Source organism: Chitinophaga rhizophila (assembly GCF_019492185.1).
Classification (GTDB): domain Bacteria; phylum Bacteroidota; class Bacteroidia; order Chitinophagales; family Chitinophagaceae; genus Chitinophaga; species Chitinophaga rhizophila.
The window spans coordinates 698,443-718,010 of the sequence record NZ_JAICCF010000001.1 but is presented as its reverse complement, the minus strand read 5'-3'; the positions used below and the strand labels follow the sequence as shown (position 1 = coordinate 718,010).

General features: G+C 47.3%; 10 protein-coding genes. 6 read left to right on the top strand and 4 right to left on the bottom strand.

Annotation, left to right across the window (positions count from 1 at the left end; all coding sequences use genetic code 11):
• Positions 1-3 precede the first annotated feature (3 nt).
• The gene (locus K1Y79_RS02660; RefSeq protein ID WP_220248453.1) at positions 4-3,228 is read left to right on the top strand and encodes a TonB-dependent receptor; all 3,225 of its coding nucleotides are present in this window, start codon (positions 4-6) and stop codon (positions 3,226-3,228) included.
• Positions 3,229-3,296: 68 nt separating this feature from the next.
• On the opposite strand, the gene K1Y79_RS02655 is transcribed toward K1Y79_RS02660, so the two are convergent.
• Positions 3,297-5,471: a TonB-dependent receptor domain-containing protein gene (locus K1Y79_RS02655; RefSeq protein WP_220248452.1), complete on the bottom strand. Its 2,175-nt coding sequence runs from the start codon at positions 5,469-5,471 to the stop codon at positions 3,297-3,299.
• A gap of 124 nt (positions 5,472-5,595) precedes the next feature.
• Between K1Y79_RS02655 and K1Y79_RS02650 the strand changes: the two genes are divergently transcribed.
• The 3 genes from K1Y79_RS02650 (at position 5,596) to K1Y79_RS02640 (ending at position 10,334) form a co-directional block, all read left to right on the top strand.
• Complete coding sequence (locus K1Y79_RS02650; RefSeq protein ID WP_220248451.1) at positions 5,596-7,026, top strand: sensor histidine kinase; 1,431 nt, start codon at positions 5,596-5,598, stop codon at positions 7,024-7,026.
• Complete coding sequence (locus tag K1Y79_RS02645) at positions 7,023-7,715, top strand: response regulator transcription factor (RefSeq protein WP_220248450.1); 693 nt, start codon at positions 7,023-7,025, stop codon at positions 7,713-7,715. The genes K1Y79_RS02650 and K1Y79_RS02645 overlap by 4 nt, the downstream gene beginning before the upstream one ends.
• A 219-nt stretch (positions 7,716-7,934) precedes the next feature.
• Positions 7,935-10,334, top strand: coding sequence for an ABC transporter permease (locus K1Y79_RS02640; RefSeq protein WP_220248449.1), 2,400 nt, complete (start codon positions 7,935-7,937; stop codon positions 10,332-10,334).
• 12 nt (positions 10,335-10,346) lie between these two features.
• Here K1Y79_RS02640 and K1Y79_RS02635 read toward each other — a convergent pair whose 3' ends face one another.
• Positions 10,347-11,342 carry a hypothetical protein gene (locus K1Y79_RS02635; protein ID WP_220248448.1) on the bottom strand — a complete coding sequence of 332 codons (996 nt, stop codon included), beginning with the start codon at positions 11,340-11,342 and terminating at the stop codon, positions 10,347-10,349.
• A gap of 523 nt (positions 11,343-11,865) precedes the next feature.
• On the opposite strand from K1Y79_RS02635, the gene K1Y79_RS02630 reads away from it, so the two are divergent.
• Complete coding sequence (locus K1Y79_RS02630; protein WP_220248447.1) at positions 11,866-13,308, top strand: amino acid permease; 1,443 nt, start codon at positions 11,866-11,868, stop codon at positions 13,306-13,308.
• 101 nt (positions 13,309-13,409) lie between these two features.
• Positions 13,410-16,646, top strand: coding sequence for a S41 family peptidase (locus K1Y79_RS02625; protein ID WP_220248446.1), 3,237 nt, complete (start codon positions 13,410-13,412; stop codon positions 16,644-16,646).
• 99 nt (positions 16,647-16,745) lie between these two features.
• On the opposite strand, the gene K1Y79_RS02620 is transcribed toward K1Y79_RS02625, so the two are convergent.
• Entirely contained in the window at positions 16,746-17,651 is a 906-nt protein-coding gene (locus K1Y79_RS02620) for a hypothetical protein (protein ID WP_220248445.1), read from the bottom strand.
• A 207-nt stretch (positions 17,652-17,858) separates the two neighbouring features.
• The gene (locus K1Y79_RS02615; protein WP_220248444.1) at positions 17,859-19,568 is read right to left on the bottom strand and encodes a M56 family metallopeptidase; all 1,710 of its coding nucleotides are present in this window, start codon (positions 19,566-19,568) and stop codon (positions 17,859-17,861) included.

Sequence of the window (19,568 nt, the reverse complement as noted above, 5' to 3'; positions counted from 1 at the left end):
AAGATGTATCAACCAAATCTAACTAAGCTATTAGGAAGCCTCTTTATTGCCTGTTTGTTGCTACTGAATACGCAAGCCCAGGTGACCACCGCCACCTTAAGCGGTATCGTAAAGAACGAAGCAGGTCAACCCCTGCCTGGTGCAACCATCCGGGTAACCTTTGCCGACGCAGGTATCAATAAAGGATTAGTCACCAAGTCAGACGGCAGTTTCGTAGTACCTAACCTGCGTGTCGGTGGTCCATATACAGTTACGGCCTCATATACGGGCTTTGCGACCGAAACGGCTACCGGGGTGTACCTCACTCTCGGACAAAACACTGCGTTAGACCTTCGCCTCTCAGAATCGACAGGCAAACTTAATGAAGTAGTAGTCAGCGGTCGCTCTACCATCTTCAACGATCAGCGTACCGGAGCATCTACCAATATCAGCTCCCAGCAGATCAGGCAACTGCCTACCATCTCGCGTTCAGCGGATGATTACCTGCGTCTTACTCCGTCAGCCTCTCCGACATATAACGGAATTTCATTTGCCGGCAGAAACGGACAGTATAATAACTTTTCACTCGATGGCGCTGTGTTCAATAACCCGTTCGGACTGGATGCACCTGCGCCCGGCGGGCAATCAAATGCGCAACCTATATCGCTCGACGCGATTGATCAGATACAGATTAACATCGCTCCTTACGACGTGACGCAGTCCGGCTTTACCGGTGCAGGTGTAAACACAGTGACCAAAAGCGGTAGCAATAAGTTTGGCGGAACGGTATATGCATTCTACAGGAACGATGCAATTGCCGGAGATAAAATAGACGGTCAGCAACTCAAAGTACCTACGCTGGACCACTTTCAGGGTGGCTTCTCCCTGGGCGGCGCTATCAAAAAGGATAAACTGTTCTACTTTGTCAACTTCGAGACGGAACAACGTACTGACGGTGCTAGTGCCTATGTAGCCAGAAATAACAGCAATGTAGGCGATGTAACAACCTCCCGTGTACTGGAAACTGACCTCATCGCTGTTAGCGATGCTTTGCTGGACCGCTACGGATATGTTACAGGTCCCTACCAGGATTATGAGTATAAGCGGAAGAATTATAAATGGCTGGCCAAACTGGATTGGGTGATCAACAGTAAACATTCCCTGTCGTTTACCTATAATGGCCTGGATGCATCACAGGAAAAAGGCGCGCACCCCAACGCTATTAACCGACGCGGACCAGACGCCATCACCCTGCAATTCAGGAACTCCGGTTATAATATGATCAACAAACTGCACTCATTCGGCCTGGAGCTGAAGTCAAATTTCAACGATACTTATTCCAACAAATTCCGCGCTGTATTTACGTCCTTCAGGGACAGACGCGATCCTTTCTCTTCCCCGTTTCCGGTATTGAATATCACAAAATATAATGTACCATACATCGTAGCCGGCTATGAGCCGTTTTCAATTAATAACCGGTTGAATCAGGATGCATTACAGCTGACGGATAACTTCAACATCATCCTGCCTAAACATACACTGACAATAGGCGCTTCCTATGAACAGTTTAAGTTCGGCAACTCTTTCAACCTGACAGGCTTTGGCTTCAACGTATTTTCCGGAGTGGATCTTACCTCTTTCCTGACCAATGTCGGTACAGGCTCATATGATGCCAGCGTAACCTATGCCAAAAACCGGGTAGCCGCTGACCAGTGGACGTGGTACTATCTTACTGTCGGACAGGTATCAGCTTATCTGCAGGACGAGTTTAACGTAGCGGGTAACTTTAAACTGACCTATGGCGTACGTTTTGACAAAGCCCTTTATTTCCCGTCGAAGGCCAGCTATAATAGTCCGAACGTAAACCAGGACGGTACTTTCTCGGGTACCTTTGTAACAGGTTCTCCAACTGTTCCTAATACAGATAACCTGACGCTGTTTGATGAAAACGGTAATCCTGTGCAGAATGGTCCGGGAAAAACCATTGACAATACCAGCACGCCAAGTGGTAAGGTACTGGTATCTCCACGCCTGGGTTTCAATTGGGATATCAAAGGCGACAAGACTTTACAGTTACGCGGCGGTACCGGTATCTTCACCGGAAGATTCCCGTTTGTATGGGTGGGGAACGCTATAGGAAATCCATTTACCGGTTATTACAATGTGACAGGCAGGAACTTTAAATGGCCACAGATATGGCGCTCCAATATTGGGCTGGATGTTAAATTGCCTACAGGTACAGTGCTTAGCGCAGACGTTGCTTATTCAAAAGATATTAACTCCATGATGGTACGCGACTTCGGACTAGGTAGGCCAACAGGTACACTCAATTCGGGTACCGGCGATACCAGGGAGGTGTATCAGGCTACAGATAAAGGTAGTACGGGTACTTATGTATTCACCAATGTGAAAGCAGGGTATTCTTTCAATGGTACATTCCAGGCGCAGCAGACGTTTGGTAAGGGGTATTTCCTGATGTTAGGGTATAACTACCTTATAGCAAAAGATGCCAGCTCTATCTCGGCAGAGATCTCAGGAGATGCTTTTGACCGTAACCCGATACTAGGTAATGCAAATCGTGCAGTAGAATCCACCTCTTTGTATGGTAATACCCACCGTTTCACCCTGGCAGGTATCAAGAAGTTTGAGTATGGTAGTGGTAAATATGCTACCACTATATCCTTCTTTGGCAACTGGACAAGTGGCAACCGCTTCTCTTATGTATACGGAGGAGATGTAAATAACGACGGCTCATTTGCCAATGACCTGATGTATGTGCCTACTACGGCAGAGATCAGGAACATGAACTTTGCAACCCTGACCGACGCAGGAGGTAATGTACAGGATGCGGCCGCACAGGGGGCTGCACTGGAAGCTTTTATAAACCAGGATAAATACCTGAGTGGTCATCGCGGTCAGTATACAGGCAAATACGCTGGTGAAACGCCCTGGTTCAGCCAGATAGATATGCGCGTATTACAGGACTTTAACTTCAAGGGCAAAGAAAAAATCAGTACTGTACAGGTTAGTCTGGACGTAGTCAACCTGGGTAATCTGATCAGTAGTCAATGGGGGCTGCGTAAGTATGCGAGTAATAGCGGGTATTATCAGCCAGTGGGCTTTGCCGGCAGAGATGGTAGTGGTAAAGCGATCTACCAGTTCGATCCTTCACAGCAGCAGACGTTCATCACTAACCCGGACCTGATCTCCAGGTGGCAGCTGCAACTGGGGGTACGTTATATTTTCTGATAATTGTTAGTGTTCATACAAAAGGCGTCCTGTAAGTGACAGGACGCCTTCCTTCTGTAGTGTATTTGTTAGTTAGCTCTTCTTCGTTCCTCTTCGCTGGCAGTTTGTCTTTTGCGCACCGGCGTGATGTTCTTACCAAACTTATAAGAGAAGGACAGTGCAACATTCCTTGTATCGTTTTTGATGTGCATACCGTTCCGTTGCCGCTGATAAGCGATGTCCAGCTGATACGGGTTATCATAAAATATGTCAGCAAAGGCAAGTCTGATAGTACCCTGTTTATTGAGCACTGATTTACTGATACCAATACTTACATCAGAAGTGTGCGCTACATGCAGTACACCCTGGTATACAGGTGACTGATACCTGGCATTCAGCTCGGCTTTCAATCCCCACTTCTTACTGATATCAAAGGCATGTGTTGTGCTGAAGTCGGCTACAAAATTGCCGGAGGCGAAATAGCCATCGATGAACATAGAGTGTTGTTTGCGGTAGGCACCCCAGAGTGTTGCGGTCACCTGCCACCAGCTGGTAGGGTTTACGTTGGCCATCACCTGCAGCGAATATTCGCGGATCACATCCAGGTTCTGCTGCGTGTCATAAAATGTTTTGGATGTATTATCCTGTACAGTCACATTACTCATCAGACCTTTCATCTGGTTGAATCCTGCTGAGAAAGTATATTGCTGTTTATAAGTGTAGCTGAGTTCTCCGCTGGTGAACACTGCAGGTTGCAGTGCAGGATTACCCTGCTGGTAGCTATAGGGACTGTTGTACACCCGGGCAGGATTAAGCTGCATATATCCGGGACGCTCTATGCGGCTACTATAGTTCAGGCCGAATGAATGATCGTCTGACAGTTTGTAGTTAACAAATAAAGTAGGAAAGAGGCGGAGGTAATTCTTTTTGTTGATGGAATCTAACGTTATGGAATTGCCGGTGGTGCGGGTATATTCCGTTCTCAGACCCGCCTGCAAAGACCATTTGCCTAGCGTGCTGTTAATGCTGGTATAAGCAGCAGCTGTATTCTCAGTATATCTGAACTGGTTACTTCTTTCAGCGTCGAAGGTTGGTTTAGACAATACATCATAATAGAGAAATGAATTGTCGGAAGAGATGCTGTTATATTTTACCCCTGATTCCATATTCCATTTTTTGAAGGCTTTGTAAGTCAGATCTATCTTTCCAGACCAGATATTAATGCGCTGCGAAGAGGGGGTGAGGATAGCGAAGTTATTATTGTACTTGCCATCCGGCAGATGTGTCGTTGTATTTACATACTGCTCAGCCGTGTTTTTATACGGTACGTAGTCAACGTCGATATTCATGGAAGTACCTGCGCTATCCAGGTTAAGCTTATAGTTAAGATTGAAGCTAAAGTTATCAGTAGCGCCTTTGGCGCGGTTGCCGGTCAGCAGCAGGGAATCAGCTACGGAGCGATAATCGTTGTAAACAGTTGTGCCGATACGTGCGGACGTAGATCTGCCGGAGTTGAAACCTGTCATGCGCACACCGAGTACCTGATTATGGTTAATGTTGTAGTCAGCGCCAAGCTGGTAGCTATGCGTATTGGTTTGTGGATTAATGATCCGGTTGTTTCTCCAGTCTGCATAAGATGCAGGCGTTTCATAGATCGTATAACCGTCAATGAGGCGGCGGACTGACCTATCCGAATAACCATAGTTGCCATAAATGTTGAGTTTATCCTGCCGGTAGTTGAAGGTGGTGCTGGCCATATAGGCAGGCAGTGTAGCCTGGGTATAGGCGGCACTGGCGGTACCGTTGAAGCCTTGCTTCCCTGACTTTTTCGTGATGATGTTGATGATACCACCACCTTGTGCATCATATCTTGCGGGAGGTACCGGCATTACTTCAATCCTGGAAATGTTATCAGCAGGTAATCCGCTGAGGTATGCAGACAGGTTTTCGCCAGTCATCTGTACAGGTTTACCGTCAATGTATATGGTCATACTTTTGTTATTGGCAGTGACCTGACCATTGTCGTTGGTCTGTACGCCGGGCGCTCTGCGCAGGGTTTCCCACACGGTGCTGCCGCTGGCGAGGATACTGTTCTGTACATTGTATACAATACGGTCTGCCTTGCGTTCTACCTGCGGAGTACGGGCGGTGACAACTACGTCTTTCAGTTGTTTAACTTTCATGGTGTCAGCAGGAGGTTGTTGTTGTGCGTTGGTGAAGAATGGCGGTAAGGAGAGGGCGATTATGTAAAGGATTGTTTTCATCATATCTGGTTTGATGATGCAAACGTACCTGTAAGGGGTGTAAACGAACGTTAAGTTCGGTTAAATAAAGTTAAATCGGCGCGGGATGGGCGGTGTGACCTGATAAAATGTATACTTTCGGGATATGAAATGGCTTTCTGCAAAATACGCTTATCCGCTGGTGATCATCTCGGTACTGGTCAGCATACTGCTGCAGGTAACGTGGCTGCGGCAGTTGTTTACAGCGCAACGGGCGCAGGCAGAGCAACAGATAGAGCAGATCGTGATCAATGCTGCCCGGGACAATATGTATCACAGTGCAAAACATGTAGGTATTACGGATACTACATTGAATCCTTTCTTACTGGGACCGGAGTGGGGGCTGATAAGGCGAGGTTTTGACGGACTCAAAGCGCCGAATATGTATAAGTCATTTGAGCTGGCAGATAATAGTGAGGACAGTACCCTGATTGCGTTCAGGTTTGTGTTTTATCACCCAAAGAGTACAATAGCCAGGCAGAAAAGACGCCGGTATTCTTCCGGTCTTGTACCAGGTTTTGATTCAATATCTGTTGTACACATGCATCGGCTGGTATCTGAGCAGATGGCGAAGATGGGTATTGAGAAAGGTTTCAGATACGTGTTGCATGACTATACCGGCACCACGCCGGAGAAGCCGGCACCTGCAGGTGGTAAGTATGTCAGCGGCAGGTATACATACAACCTGGATTACCTGCATCAGTATCAGTTGATTGTTGAAAGCCTGAACGGATATCTCTGGTATCAGATGCGCTACCATGTAATATCAGCAGTGCTGTTGCTATTACTTACCTGTGCTGCTTTTCTGTTTATCATAAAATTGATGCGCAATCAGCGGTTGTATGCGGATGCGCGGGTAGCCTTTACCAGTAATATGACCCATGAACTGAAGACACCAATTGCGACGGTGTCGTTGGCGCTGGAATCTATTACACGTTATAACCTGGTACAACAACCGCAGCAGCTGGAAGAGTATCTGGCCATCGGCAGGCATGAGTTGCAGCGACTGAACCTGATGATAGAAAAAGTACTGAATTTGAGCAGGGAAGAAGATGCAGCCTATCCTATGAACACGATGCTGTACGATGTGCAGACCGGTCTGCAGGATGTGGTACGATCTATGGAACTGCAGCTGGCCAATGCCGGTGCCGTATGCAGGCTGTCCTTGTCGCCGGAGCCTTGTTTTGTCAATGGTGACCCGGTACATCTTACCAACGTCTTCTATAACCTGATGGAAAATGCTATTAAGTATGCTGTACAGCCGCTGGAGCTGGAGATTAGTTGTGCGCTGGTACATGATAAGGTAGAGCTGCATTTTAAAGATAACGGGCCTGGTATTGACAGGTTATACCACGATAAGATCTTTGACCGGTTTTTCCGTGTGCCGGTCAGCGGAGATACGCATGATGTAAAAGGGTCTGGACTGGGGCTGAACTATGTCAGAAACATAATTGAGCATCACCAGGGCACTGTTACCCTGAAGAGTGAACCAGGTAAGGGCAGTGATTTTATTATTTATTTACCGGCAGCAGTATGAGTTATAAAGTATTGTACGTAGAAGATGAACCCTTTTTGTCGCGGATAGTCAGTGACGGACTGAAAGCGAGCGGCTATGAGGTGATGCTTGTCACCGATGGTAAGAAGGCATTGTCAGCTTATGAAAGCTTTCGCCCAGATATCTGTGTGCTGGATATCATGTTGCCTTCTAAGGATGGTTATACCATTGCAGAAGAGATCAGGATGATGGACGAGGAAGTACCTATTATATTTCTGAGTGCAAAGTCATTGACAGAAGACGTAGTGAAGGGTTTTAAGACAGGGGGTAACGACTACCTGAGGAAGCCGTTCAGTATGGACGAGCTGCTGGTACGTATCGAAGCTCTACTGCAACGGTTTGCAGGCCGGCGGGAGCGGGCGGCAGAGCAGAAGGAAACAAGATACCAGTTTGGGAGCTGTACGCTGGATACGGTGCAGCAGGTGCTGGTGACATCAAAGGGAAGAAACACATTGTCTTTTAAGGAGTCGGCGTTGCTGGAGATGCTGATCATACGTAAGAACGACATTCTGGAAAGGCAGGAGGCGTTGTTAAAGATCTGGAATGACGATAGCTATTATAATACCCGTAGTATGGATGTTTTTATGACCCATATCCGGAAGTTACTGAAGGATGAACCAGGGATACAGATTATCAGTATCAGGGGAGTGGGGTATAAGCTGATCTGCTGATCCGCGTTATACGTTCATCCCTGGATGGGAGTGGACAAGTGCTATAGTAGAGTGGACCGGTGGCGAGCCGCTATGTATGGAGATCAGCTAAAACCGGACAAGCCATGTATCAAAAGCGGACATTTCTGCTGATAGGTACTGCTATAAATGATTGATAACCATTGTGTGGGTAAATTGTCATTGTTTTTGTAACTATCTGTTCTGTAAGCTATCCCATTTATGATCAACAACTATATCAAGACAGCGCTCAGGAATCTGCTGAGAAATAAGATTTATTCAGTTATTAATATTCTTGGCTTAAGCATAGGACTGGCCTGTGGTATGCTGATTATCTTGTATGTGAAAGATGAGGTCAGCTATGACAGGTTTCATGATCAGCTGCCTAATATTTACCGTATCAGTTCGATACAATATGATCCGAACGGGGGCCAGGAAAATTATAATCCTTATTCCGGCTATTTACAGGGACCCCGGTTTGCCGCGCAGGTACCGGGAATAAAGGCATTTGTGCGTGTGCAGAGTGATATGTGGGATGTGAAGAAAGGCGTTGATATTAAGGTCTGGGAGGTGCACCAGGTAGATTCGGCATTCTTTTCGGTCTTCTCGTTTCCATTGCTGAGTGGCAATCCGGCAACAGCGTTACTGGCACCGGATGCGGTAGTAATCTCTGAAGAAGTAGCGCAGGAGCAGTTTGGCAGTACAGATGTATTGGGTAAGGTGATGATGATGAAGGCGCGTGATGAGGCGTTTAAGCCGTTTACCATTACCGGTGTAGCAAAGAAAACCCCGCAAAATTCTTCGGTAAAATTCAAGATATTATTGCCTATCAGGCCATCTGCACAGGAAGAAGCAAACAATGATAACTGGTTTAGCTTCTTTCTGAACACCTTCGTATTGCTTGAACCTGGCGCAGACCAGGCGGTGGTTGAGCGCAGGATGGGGGAAGTCTATACTGCTAATTCCGCCGATGCACTGGCCAGCCACGAGAAACAGTATGGTGCGTTAGGTAAGACAGTGTATCAGCTACAGCCCATGGCTGACATGCATCTTAGTACCCGCTATCGGGCAGATAACGGTCTGAAGGACGCCAGTAATCCTGTCTACTCCTATATCTTGTCTGGTATAGCACTATTTATATTACTGATTGCCTGCATCAATTTTGTTAACCTGACCATTGCCCGATCTTTGAAGCGTGCCAAAGAGATTGGTATACGTAAGGTCGTAGGTGGTGATCGGCAGCAGTTGATAGCGCAGTTTATGGGCGAGTCTTTCCTGTTAAGTACGGCTGCGTTCCTGGCAGCGCTGGTACTGGTGCAACTGGTGTTGCCGGTATTTAATGAGTTATCCAACAAAGCGCTGGCCATCAGTTACCTGTTTGACCTGAGGTTGGTCAGCGGATATCTGCTGTTATATGTACTTACTGGCTTCCTGGTCGGCTTTTATCCATCGCTGGTACTGTCAGGGTATAATCCGGTAAAGGTGCTGTATAACCGTTTTACATTGTCAGGAAAGAACTATCTGCAGAAAGGACTGGTAGTATTACAGTTTACACTGGCTTCTCTGCTGATCATAGGTACCATCACAATCTATTCTCAATTCAGGTATCTGACTACCAGACAGCTGGGTTATGATGATAGTGACCTGGTAGTATTAAAACACAATCGTATACCATATGAGCGTACAATGCCTTTGGAGGCAGCGCTGATGCAATCAAAGGCTATTGCTGACGTGACTTTTAAGAATCAGGGAGACTGGGGTACAACGGCACGGGTAAACGGGGAGAAACAGATGAACTTCAAATATGAAACTGTTAATGAGAAATATCTGCCATTGCTGAAGGTATCCCTTGTAAAAGGAAGAAATTTCTCAAAAGCATTTCCTTCAGATTCTACACGTGCTGTATTGGTGAATGAAGCATTTGTAAAGGAGGCGGGATGGAAAGAGCCATTAGGGCAGCAGGTGAATTTCTGGTACAATGAAGGAGAGGTATATACAGTGGTCGGCGTGGTGAAAGACTATCATTTCAACGCGGTGACCCAGAAGATAGGTGCACAGCTGTTCACCATGAAGCATCGCAATCAATATGGAAAGACATTTATTAAGATAAAGCCAGGTATGGAAACGGCCGCTTTACACCACATTGCCGGCGTATTTAAGAAGTATTTCCCACTGAGCCCTTATGAATATAAGTTTCTCAATGAAGAGAACCGCCGGAACTATGAAGCGGAGGAGAAATGGAAGCAGATCATCCTGTTCAGTGCAGTGCTGACGATCTTTATTTCCTGTATAGGACTTTTCGGGCTTTCTGTCTTATCCGCAGAAAAGAGAACAAAGGAAATAGGTATCCGGAAAGTATTGGGCGCTTCTGTGAGCGGGGTTGTCACCATCCTGTCGGCAGACTTTCTGAAACTGGTACTGATATCCCTGGTGGTGGCTATACCGGTAGCCTGGATGGCAGGAAACAAGTGGCTGGAGAACTATCCATACAGAGTGTCGTTAAGCTGGTGGATGTTTGGGGGAGCCGCCTTAGGGGTGGTGGTAATAGCTTTGATTACAGTCAGCTTTTATGCGGTCAGGGCGGCGGTAGCCGATCCGGTGAAAAGCCTGAGAATAGATTAGCTGCGGGTCTGGTCAGCGTTGGCATTTGATATCATACAGCATTCTGCCAGGGCGGCCATTCGCTTTCCGGACGAAGTGTAGTTCTACTTCATTACCAGGCAGCACCCTGGTACCGAGGTTTTCGATGGGCCTTACCAGGAACAGCTTTTCGCCGATACGGTAATATACATCACCGGTGCCCAGGTTAGGCCGGATAGTAGAGATGATCTCAGTAACCTTCCCCCGGATAATGATCTTGCTTTCAGCGCGGGTATAGCTGTTGTATACATAGTAGGCCGGCATAGCCAGCAGGAAGAAGGTAAGGTATACTGCAGCGATGAGTACATAAAGATTGACGTAGTTGCCTTTGGCAATACCCCCTAACAGCAGCATAAGGGCCAGGCCGGTACACCCGGTAAGGAACAGCTTAACCAGGGTAGATTGCTTCTCTTTCATGAGCTGCAGATCATCGGTGGTGATGCGGCCGGTTGTTTCGCGGTAGTTGGAATGGGGATATTCTGCTTTCAGCAGGATGTTGCCTTCGAGGCTGATATGTAATACGACTTCGTAATTAGTTAGTCCGGAGATATTGCTGATGGCCGTCTGGTGATAGGTACTGCGTTGTTCATAGAAAAAGCTTCTGTCAGGAAGGGCAGCCCGGGCATCAATGATTTCATGATTATGGGTGATGTATTGGAGCTCGCCTTTGTTGGAGGCAAGGACTGTTTTGAGGCGGGCGCGTATCAGCCTCTTTTTGCCGCTTTTCAGACCGATTCTGCTACGGTTTCTCATCTTCAGGGCACTACGCCACATAAACAGGCAAACAATCAGGTTGATACAGGATGCTACGGATACCGGTATATATATACCAGACTTTCTTGCGCATACTGCCATTAGCAGCAGGGCTGCAAGTATGAGCGTAATAGCGGAGAACAGCAGTAGTAGCAGCCATCGTATACCCGTAATTCTTCCTGCCGTTTTCAGGAGCCGGATATCTTCATTGGTAAGAGGGCCTTCTTCTTGTATCATGTATCTAAAGTTAGAAAAAAAGAAGCTTCAGCGGAAAAGCCGTTATAACGCTGTTAGTCATACCCGTAATATGCACAGTATAAAACTGCGTATTCTCCGGTAATGGTCATAAATGTTGAAAGGGGATTTATATATATGGGAGGTACGGACATTCATTACCGGATGGGCGGTAAGGTGATGGATACAGCAGGAGCGGGGTATGGTAAAGCGGTGGCAGAAACAGTAAATAGAGTGGTATGCGGGCTGAACGTGTTGCGGGTGAAGAGATTATATAATTATAAAACTGATGAGGGTGGGATCATAAGGGCCTAAAAAAAGATAAGCCGCCCTATAAAGAGCAGCTGTCTGATATCCCTATACCTATGAAATATATGGTCTAAGATATAAAAGAGGTCGATTGATATGGTTAATGAGTTGTTAACAGAATCAAAATAATTTTAGTCAGCGCAGTGTCATGATAAATCCTATTAATTTTGTAGGGTACTGTTAACCGATTACCTTTGCAGCCAAACCAACTTTACCTGTGATAAGAAAATCGATAGAGAGTTTGCAGCAGGAAGCTGCACAAAGCGGGGCCAATTCATTAAAGCGTAATCTGGGCGGTATTAATCTCGTTGCCATAGGGATTGGGGTGATCATAGGCGCAGGCCTGTTTTCACTTACAGGTATTGCAGCGGCTAATAATACAGGTCCGGCAGTCATCCTTTCTTTTGTATTAGCAGCGGTAGGTTGTGCCTTCAGTGCACTCTGTTATGCGGAACTGGCCTCTATGGTGCCGGTAGCGGGTAGCGCGTATACGTATGCATATGCCACCATGGGAGAGTTGTTTGCCTGGATCATTGGATGGGACCTGGTGCTGGAGTATTCTGTCGGCGCTGCAACTGTTGGTATCAGCTGGTCCAGATACCTGGTTAGTTTCCTGAATAAATTTGACATACACCTGCCGGCGCAGCTGGTAACATCACCCTTTGAGACTGTGAAGCTGGCAGATGGTACATTGATACATGGGTTTATCAATCTGCCTGCTGTACTGATTATCGTCTTCATTACGTCTATTATCATTTTCGGTACGAGAGGTTCCGCCTTATTCAATGCGATTGTTGTGGCATTGAAGATCAGCGTGGTATTGGTGTTCATTGCACTGGGCTGGAATTATATTAATCCGCAGAACTATCAGCCTTTTATCCCGGAGAATACCGGGGAATTTGGTCATTTTGGTCTGAGTGGTATACTGCGTGGGGCCGGGGTCGTGTTTTTTGTTTTCATTGGCTTTGACATTGTAGCTACGATGGCACAGGAGACTAAAAACCCGAAGCGGAACATGCCGATTGGTATACTTGGTTCGCTGATCATTTGTACGATCTTGTTTGTATTGTTTGGTTATGTGATGACCGGACTGGCACATTATACAGAATTTAAGGACAATGCTGCACCGGTAGCGGTAGCCATTGCACATACGCCATATGAGTGGTTGTTTCTGGCAGTTATCGGAGCCATCCTGATTGGTTATACCTCGGTGATACTGGTTGACCTGCTGGGGCAATCCCGCGTATTTTACTCCATGAGTAAAGATGGATTGCTGCCGCCTGTATTCTCGGTACTGCATCCCCGTTTTGCAACGCCTTACAAGTCCAATATTGTGCTTTGCGTGTTTATCAGCCTTTTTGCCGGACTGGTACCTATTCATGTAGTAGGAGAGATGACCAGTATTGGTACGCTGCTGGCCTTTGTAATGGTATGCCTGGCTGTGATTATCCTTCGCAGGGAACAACCTGATCTGCCTAGAGCATTTAAGACACCATGGGTGCCGGTGGTGCCTATCCTGGGTATTCTGACCTGCCTGCTGATGATGTTTTCGCTGCCGCTGGATACCTGGATAAGATTAATTGTATGGCTGCTGATCGGATTTGCCATTTATTTTGGCTATGGGCGCAAGCACAGCGTGGCACGCCATGGAAAGTCCTGACCATAGGTAAGTCATCAGGACAGCGCGCCTTTTATCAATTACGTTTATAAATAAGCGGTTGCATTTCCTATATTGAGAAGCGAAATAACAGCCGCCTATTTATGAGAAAACTACTACTTGCACTTACAATGTGCTGTACCTATGGCCTGAGCCATGCACAGGAAGCCGCACAATGGTTACGATATCCCGCTATCTCTCCGGATGGTAAAACCATCGCCTTCGGTTATAAAGGAGACATCTACCGCGTTGATGCCAACGGCGGTGTGGCTGTTCCTGTTACCATACATGAAGCACAGGACATGATGCCAGTCTGGAGTCACGACGGAAAGCACCTGGCTTTTGCCAGTGACCGCTATGGCAACTTCGATGTATTTGTCATGCCCGCAACAGGCGGTACACCTGTACGCCTCACCTTCAACAGCGCTAATGATTACCCGTACGACTTCACGCCTGATAGCAAACAGGTGCTTTTCGGCAGTGCCCGTAATGCCCCTGCCTCCAGCGTAAGGTTCAGTTCCAGCCTGTTTGCCAACCTGTACACGGTACCTGTAACCGGTGGCCGCCCGCTATTGATCACTGCTGCCGGTGCAGAGTCTGCACGTTATAATGCCAAAGGTACCCAGATCATTTTCCAGGACCGTAAGGGTTATGAAGATCCGTGGCGTAAGCATCACGTATCAGCTGTTACCCGCGATATCTGGGTATATGATATCGCCGGAAAGCGTTACCAGCAGATCTCAGGCTATGAGGGGGAAGACCGTGAGCCACTGTTCGCCAACGACAATGACGTGTATTACCTGAGTGAGAAAGGCGGCATTGCGCAGAACATATTCAGGGCTTCTACTACCGACAAGAACAAGATGCAGCAACTGACCCGTTTTGAGAAGCACCCGGTACGTCATCTATCCAAGTCAGATGACAACCTGCTTTGCTTCACCTGGAACGGAGAAATTTATACTTTAAAAGAAGGCCAGCAGCCAAAGAAACTGGCGGTTCAGATATTCAACGATGGCCGTTCTGCAGTAACGAAACCTATTCCTGTCAGCGGTAACGTAACCGAATTTGCGATGCGGCCTGACGGAAAGGAAATGGCATTCGTAGCGCGCGGGGAGATCTTCGTGACCAGCGTAGAGGGCAACCTGACCAAACGTATTACCAATACCCCACAACAGGAACGTTCTGTAGCGTGGTCTCCCGATGGAAAGAAGCTGATATATGCAGCTGAAAGGAATGGTAACTGGGATATTTATCAGTCTACCATTATACGCGGGGAAGAGCCATATTTCTTTGCTTCCACGCTGCTGAAGGAAGAACCGCTTATCGCTACAGAAGCGGAAGAATTTCAGCCGGTATTCTCGCCTGATGGAAAAGAGATTGCCTATGTGGAAGACCGTAATGTACTCCGCGTATTTAATATCGCATCAAAGAAAAGCCGTACTCTGCTACCAGCAGGCCGTAACTTCTCCTACTCTGACGGAGACTGGGAATTTGTATGGAGCCCTGATAGTAAATGGGTACTGACAGCAGATCACCAGGGATATTTTAATGTATCCAATGCCGCTATCATCCCAGCAGATGGGAAAGGGCAGACAATCTACCCTGTGTTGAGCGGCTTTGGCGAGCGTAATTCCAAATGGAGTGCTGACGGTAAGATCATGACATGGGAGAGTGATCGGTATGGCCGCCGGTCGCTGGCACGCCAGGGAAGCAGAGAGGTGGATGTCTTTGGTGTATTCTTTGACCAGGAAGCTTTTGACAGATTTAACCTGTCCAAAGACGACTTCAACCTGCTGAAGGAAAAAGAGGATAATGCAAAGAAAGCAGGCAAGGACAGCTCCGCAGCAAAGAAAGACACTGCTACACTTAAGAAGCCATATACTCCTGATTTTACCAACCTGGATGCACGTATTGTACGCTTTACGCTGAACAGTGCCTCTATCAGCGATTATGTGATTAACAACGACGCCAGCAAGATCTTCTACACCGCTTCATTTGAGAAGGGATACGACCTGTGGACAACAGAACCCAGAACCGGTGAAACAAAGCTACTGGCTAAACTGGGTGGTACTCCGGGTAGTATCGTACTGAGCAAGGACGGTAATACACTGTTTGTCAGCAATCGTGGCAGTGTAGTGAAAGTAGATGCCACTTCAGGTAAGATCACTCCTGTGACCATCAGTACTGAGTTTGTACTGGACCAGGAGGCAGAGCGCCGTTATATTTATGAACATGCCTGGAAGCAGGTAGTAGACAAGTTCTATGATCCGGGCACACTTAAGAAGATTGACTGGGAAATGTATGCGAAGAATTACGAACGTTTCCTGCCATATATCAGTAACAACTACGACTTCCAGGAATTATTGAGCGAGCTGCTGGGAGAACTGAATGCATCTCACACAGGGGGGCGTTTCGCAAGTGGACGCTCTGATGGCGACAATACAGCTGCATTAGGCTTATTGTATGACGAGACCTTTACCGGTAACGGCCTGAAAGTAGATGAAGTAATACCTGGCGGACCGTTTGACAAAGCATTCAGTAAACTGAAGAAAGGTAACATCATCGAGCGGATTGATGGTGAAACTATCTCTGCACAGAAAGACTGGGCAATATTACTAAACCGTAAGTCAGGCTCCAATATATTGGTTAGCCTCTTCGACCCTGCTACAGGCAGACGCTGGGATGAGTCGGTAAAACCTATTTCCGGCGGTGAAGAAGGTAATCTGCTGTACAAGCGCTGGGTAACTAATATGCGCAATATGGTAGATAAACTGAGCGGCGGTAAAGTAGGATATGTACACGTGCAGGGTATGAATGATGCAAGCTACCGCTCTGTATATGATGAGGTAATGGGTAAAAACAGGGAAAAACAGGCGCTGATTGTTGATACCCGCTTTAATGGCGGTGGTTGGCTGCATGATGACCTGTACAACTTCCTCAGCGGTAAAGCTTATATGAACTTCGCACCGCAGGGCTATCGTACAAAAGCATGGGAGCCGCAGACCCGCTGGACCAGACCAAGCTGTGTGCTGATGGGTGAAGGCAACTACAGTGACGCACACATCTTCCCTTTCATTTACAAACAGGATAACCTGGGTAAATTGATCGGTATGCCAGTACCAGGTACGGGAACGGCAGTATGGTGGGAACGGCAGATTGATCAGTCGCTGGTATTCGGTATCCCGATGGTGGGTGTGATTGGAAGAACTACTGACCGTCCTTTGGAGAACCTGCAGCTGGAGCCAGACATCCGGGTGCCTCTTCGTTATGAAGATGGACTGACAGGTAAAGACAACCAGCTGGAAGCAGCGGTGACTGAAATGCTGAAAGATATCAAATAATAAATTGCGTATAAAATTTCAGAGCCTGCCTTGATTCAAGGCAGGCTCCTTTGTTTATAACGGTCTCTTAACGAGACCGGCTCTATCCTCCAGGATATGCTATTGTCCATTCCATTTGCGCTGAATCTGTACATGACCATTCTGTGCGCTGTAGGAGATGCCGCTTTTAATGGCGGCCTGGTATTTAGCCAGGTATCTCCTGTGTACATCAGCGGATTGTTGCGCGCCATTTACTGTCATTCCTTTTGAGTCGATGATCAGTTCCCGTATGTCGCTTTTAGTAGCAACGAGTTTGTCGGTTACTACGTCAGATACCAGGTTACCAATCAGTTTTTTGTCTTCTTCTGCTGCAGCGCGGTCTATTTCTGCCCGTTCACGGTCTTTGTCTGCTCTTGCACGGTCAATATCTGCTTGCTTTCTGTCTCTTTCAGCAGCTTGTCTGTCGCCCTCTGCCTGCGTACGATCTTTCTCTGCCTGTGCCCTATCGCGTAATGCCTGTTCGCGGTCCTTATCTGCCTGTATACGGTCAATATCTGCCTGTTTTCTGTCTTTTTCAAACTGTTCCCTGTCACGGAGGAACTGTTGCCTGTCTCTTTCTGCCTGTTGCCTGTCCAGGTTAGCCTGTTGGCGATGTTTATTGGCCTCCAGTCGGTCTTTTTGGGCCTGTTCCCGATCTCTCCTGGCCTGTTCCTTGTCTTTTTCTGCCTGCAACCTGTCTTTCTTCAATTGTTCTTGTAACGCTTTAACAAAGGAGTCATATTCGTTCCAGTTCTCCTTTGGAATCTCTTTGCCGTCAATGGCCAGGCTGGTCATTTTACCTTCTTCAAGTATGATGTGATATAGCTTACCGTCTTTATCAGTGGTGATCTCTTCAATGTCAGTGTTGCCCTCTTTGGTGATGTGTGTACCATGAACCGCAGGGGCGGCTTTTTGTGCATAGCCGCTGGCGGTGAATACAAGTAGACCTGTAAGCAGCAGGTAGCGCATGGTGTGAATGCTTTTCATGTTCTGATGGATTTAATAATTGTGAATAATATGCCGGAGATAGAGGCAAATAGTAGCCTGTTTCAGCCGGTGGCGGTGAAAAAATGATAGTTGCTAACTGATAATATGAATGGTATGGCAATAAGCTGCCATCTGTGCAGTGCACAGTATTTTAAACGAGATGTTTTATGGGTAAATAATCAGCCTGAATGGTAGGCAGGCCAGGTCTTACTGTATATTATTTTCGTTATTATGCTGGTTAGTAGTATTACGGTCACCGTTGTTATGATGCTCGGTGGTGCCGGAGTATCTATCCTGATAAAAGGCTTTACGCTGCAGTTCGTACTGAGCGGCCGCACGTGCATGTTCTCTTCTTTCTCTTTCAGCATTATTGCGGTCCATAATAGCTTGTTGCCTGTCTATTAAAGCCTGCTTACGATCCTGGTCAGCCTGCATTCTGTCTTTATCTGCCTGTATGCGGTCTAAGCGTGCCTGCTCCCTGTCTTTGTCAGCCTGTTTCCTGTCACGTTCCGCCTGGAGGCGATCCAGCGCTGCCTGATGCCGGTATCTTTCCAGCTGTGCCCTTTCACGCCGGAGCTGTTCTTCACTTTGCCGTGCGATGTCTGCTAAGGTATTGTCTGCTGCTTCTTCAGTCACCGGTGCATACATATTATCTTGCTCATCAGTGGGTATAGGTACCTGTACCGGTACACTTGTACGCGCCGGAGGTAGCACCGTGCTGGCAGGTACCGCAGCTACGATCTGACTGGCTGATTTGACGATAGTTTTATATACAGGAGCCTGAACGGCCTTCTCCTTCGGTGGTGCCATTAAGGTGATAATAGCCTCTTTCTGTGTAAGCAGGGCAGGCGCTTCAGCTGTGGTGCGACTGTCGGGGTGCAGGTATGTCATTGCGGCTGCCGAGAGTATTATGCACAATATTCCGAGGCCAATGAAGAAGCATGCTTTTTCACCAGTACCCGGCGCTTGATGCTGATTATTGATAATACGGCTAACACGCTGGAGCAGCTGGTTCTTACTACCGGGGAAAGCAACCGCGGTTACTTGTGCTGTAAGTGTGTATTCCTTAAAACTCACCAATGCCTGTATAAATGTTTTCTTACTACCTGTCTGTTGCAGGGCAACATCGTCACAGCAATGCTCCCTTTCATCACGCAGTATAGACGATAACCACAGCACGCCGGGATTGAAGAAGAAGAATGTTTCCAAACAGGTCTGCACCAGGTTGATAAGGTAGTCATGACGACCTATATGCGCGAGTTCGTGCAACAGCACAGCCTCTATCTGTGCAGGCGGCAAACCTGTCAGCAGGCCGGCTGGCATAAGTATTACAGGTTTCAGGTGTCCCGCTACCATGGGTACCTTGATATAGGTAGATTCCAGCAGTTGTACTGTACGGAGCACCCCTAAGGTATCGCATAACTGTTGTACCCTTTGTTGCCACATAGCAGGAGCTTTATACACCTGCCGCTGTCTGGCATGTTGAAGGAATCTTAATCCCTGAATCATGCGAAGTGAACGGATAGAAAAGAGCGCTGCCCATATAATAACCAGCAGGGGTGCATTCGCAGAAACAAGATCAGCGAAGCTGACAGCCAATGAAGAGAGCAGTGCGGTGTTGAACCGGAAAACAGTAGCCGCACTCTCCTGTAGACTACCCGCAGCAGTTACTTCCTGTGCTGATGCAAAGCCGGCAAGTTCACGGAAGAAGGTAATAATACATGTCAGCACAAGCAGCAGGAAATGAGCCAATACCATATTATACCTGCGTGCCGAACCTGCTTTGCGCATCAGCTGCAGTAGCGCTACTGCTATTAATGCCAATAACATACCCTGCCAGAGGGAGTGTACCAGCATCCAGCTGAAGGCCTGTAAGAGGCGCTCGCCAAAGGAATATGTATTGACAGACAGATACAT

What these genes read in the sequence shown, in the direction of transcription:
- K1Y79_RS02660 (WP_220248453.1), top strand. Translation starts at nt 4, where the DNA reads ATGTATCAACCAAATCTAACTAAGCTATTAGGAAGCCTCTTTATTGCC.
- K1Y79_RS02655 (WP_220248452.1), bottom strand. Translation starts at nt 5,471, where the DNA reads ATGAAAACAATCCTTTACATAATCGCCCTCTCCTTACCGCCATTCTTC.
- K1Y79_RS02650 (WP_220248451.1), top strand. Translation starts at nt 5,596, where the DNA reads ATGAAATGGCTTTCTGCAAAATACGCTTATCCGCTGGTGATCATCTCG.
- K1Y79_RS02645 (WP_220248450.1), top strand. Translation starts at nt 7,023, where the DNA reads ATGAGTTATAAAGTATTGTACGTAGAAGATGAACCCTTTTTGTCGCGG.
- K1Y79_RS02640 (WP_220248449.1), top strand. Translation starts at nt 7,935, where the DNA reads ATGATCAACAACTATATCAAGACAGCGCTCAGGAATCTGCTGAGAAAT.
- K1Y79_RS02635 (WP_220248448.1), bottom strand. Translation starts at nt 11,342, where the DNA reads ATGATACAAGAAGAAGGCCCTCTTACCAATGAAGATATCCGGCTCCTG.
- K1Y79_RS02625 (WP_220248446.1), top strand. Translation starts at nt 13,410, where the DNA reads ATGAGAAAACTACTACTTGCACTTACAATGTGCTGTACCTATGGCCTG.
- K1Y79_RS02620 (WP_220248445.1), bottom strand. Translation starts at nt 17,651, where the DNA reads ATGAAAAGCATTCACACCATGCGCTACCTGCTGCTTACAGGTCTACTT.
- K1Y79_RS02615 (WP_220248444.1), bottom strand. Translation starts at nt 19,568, where the DNA reads ATGTATCTGTCTGTCAATACATATTCCTTTGGCGAGCGCCTCTTACAG.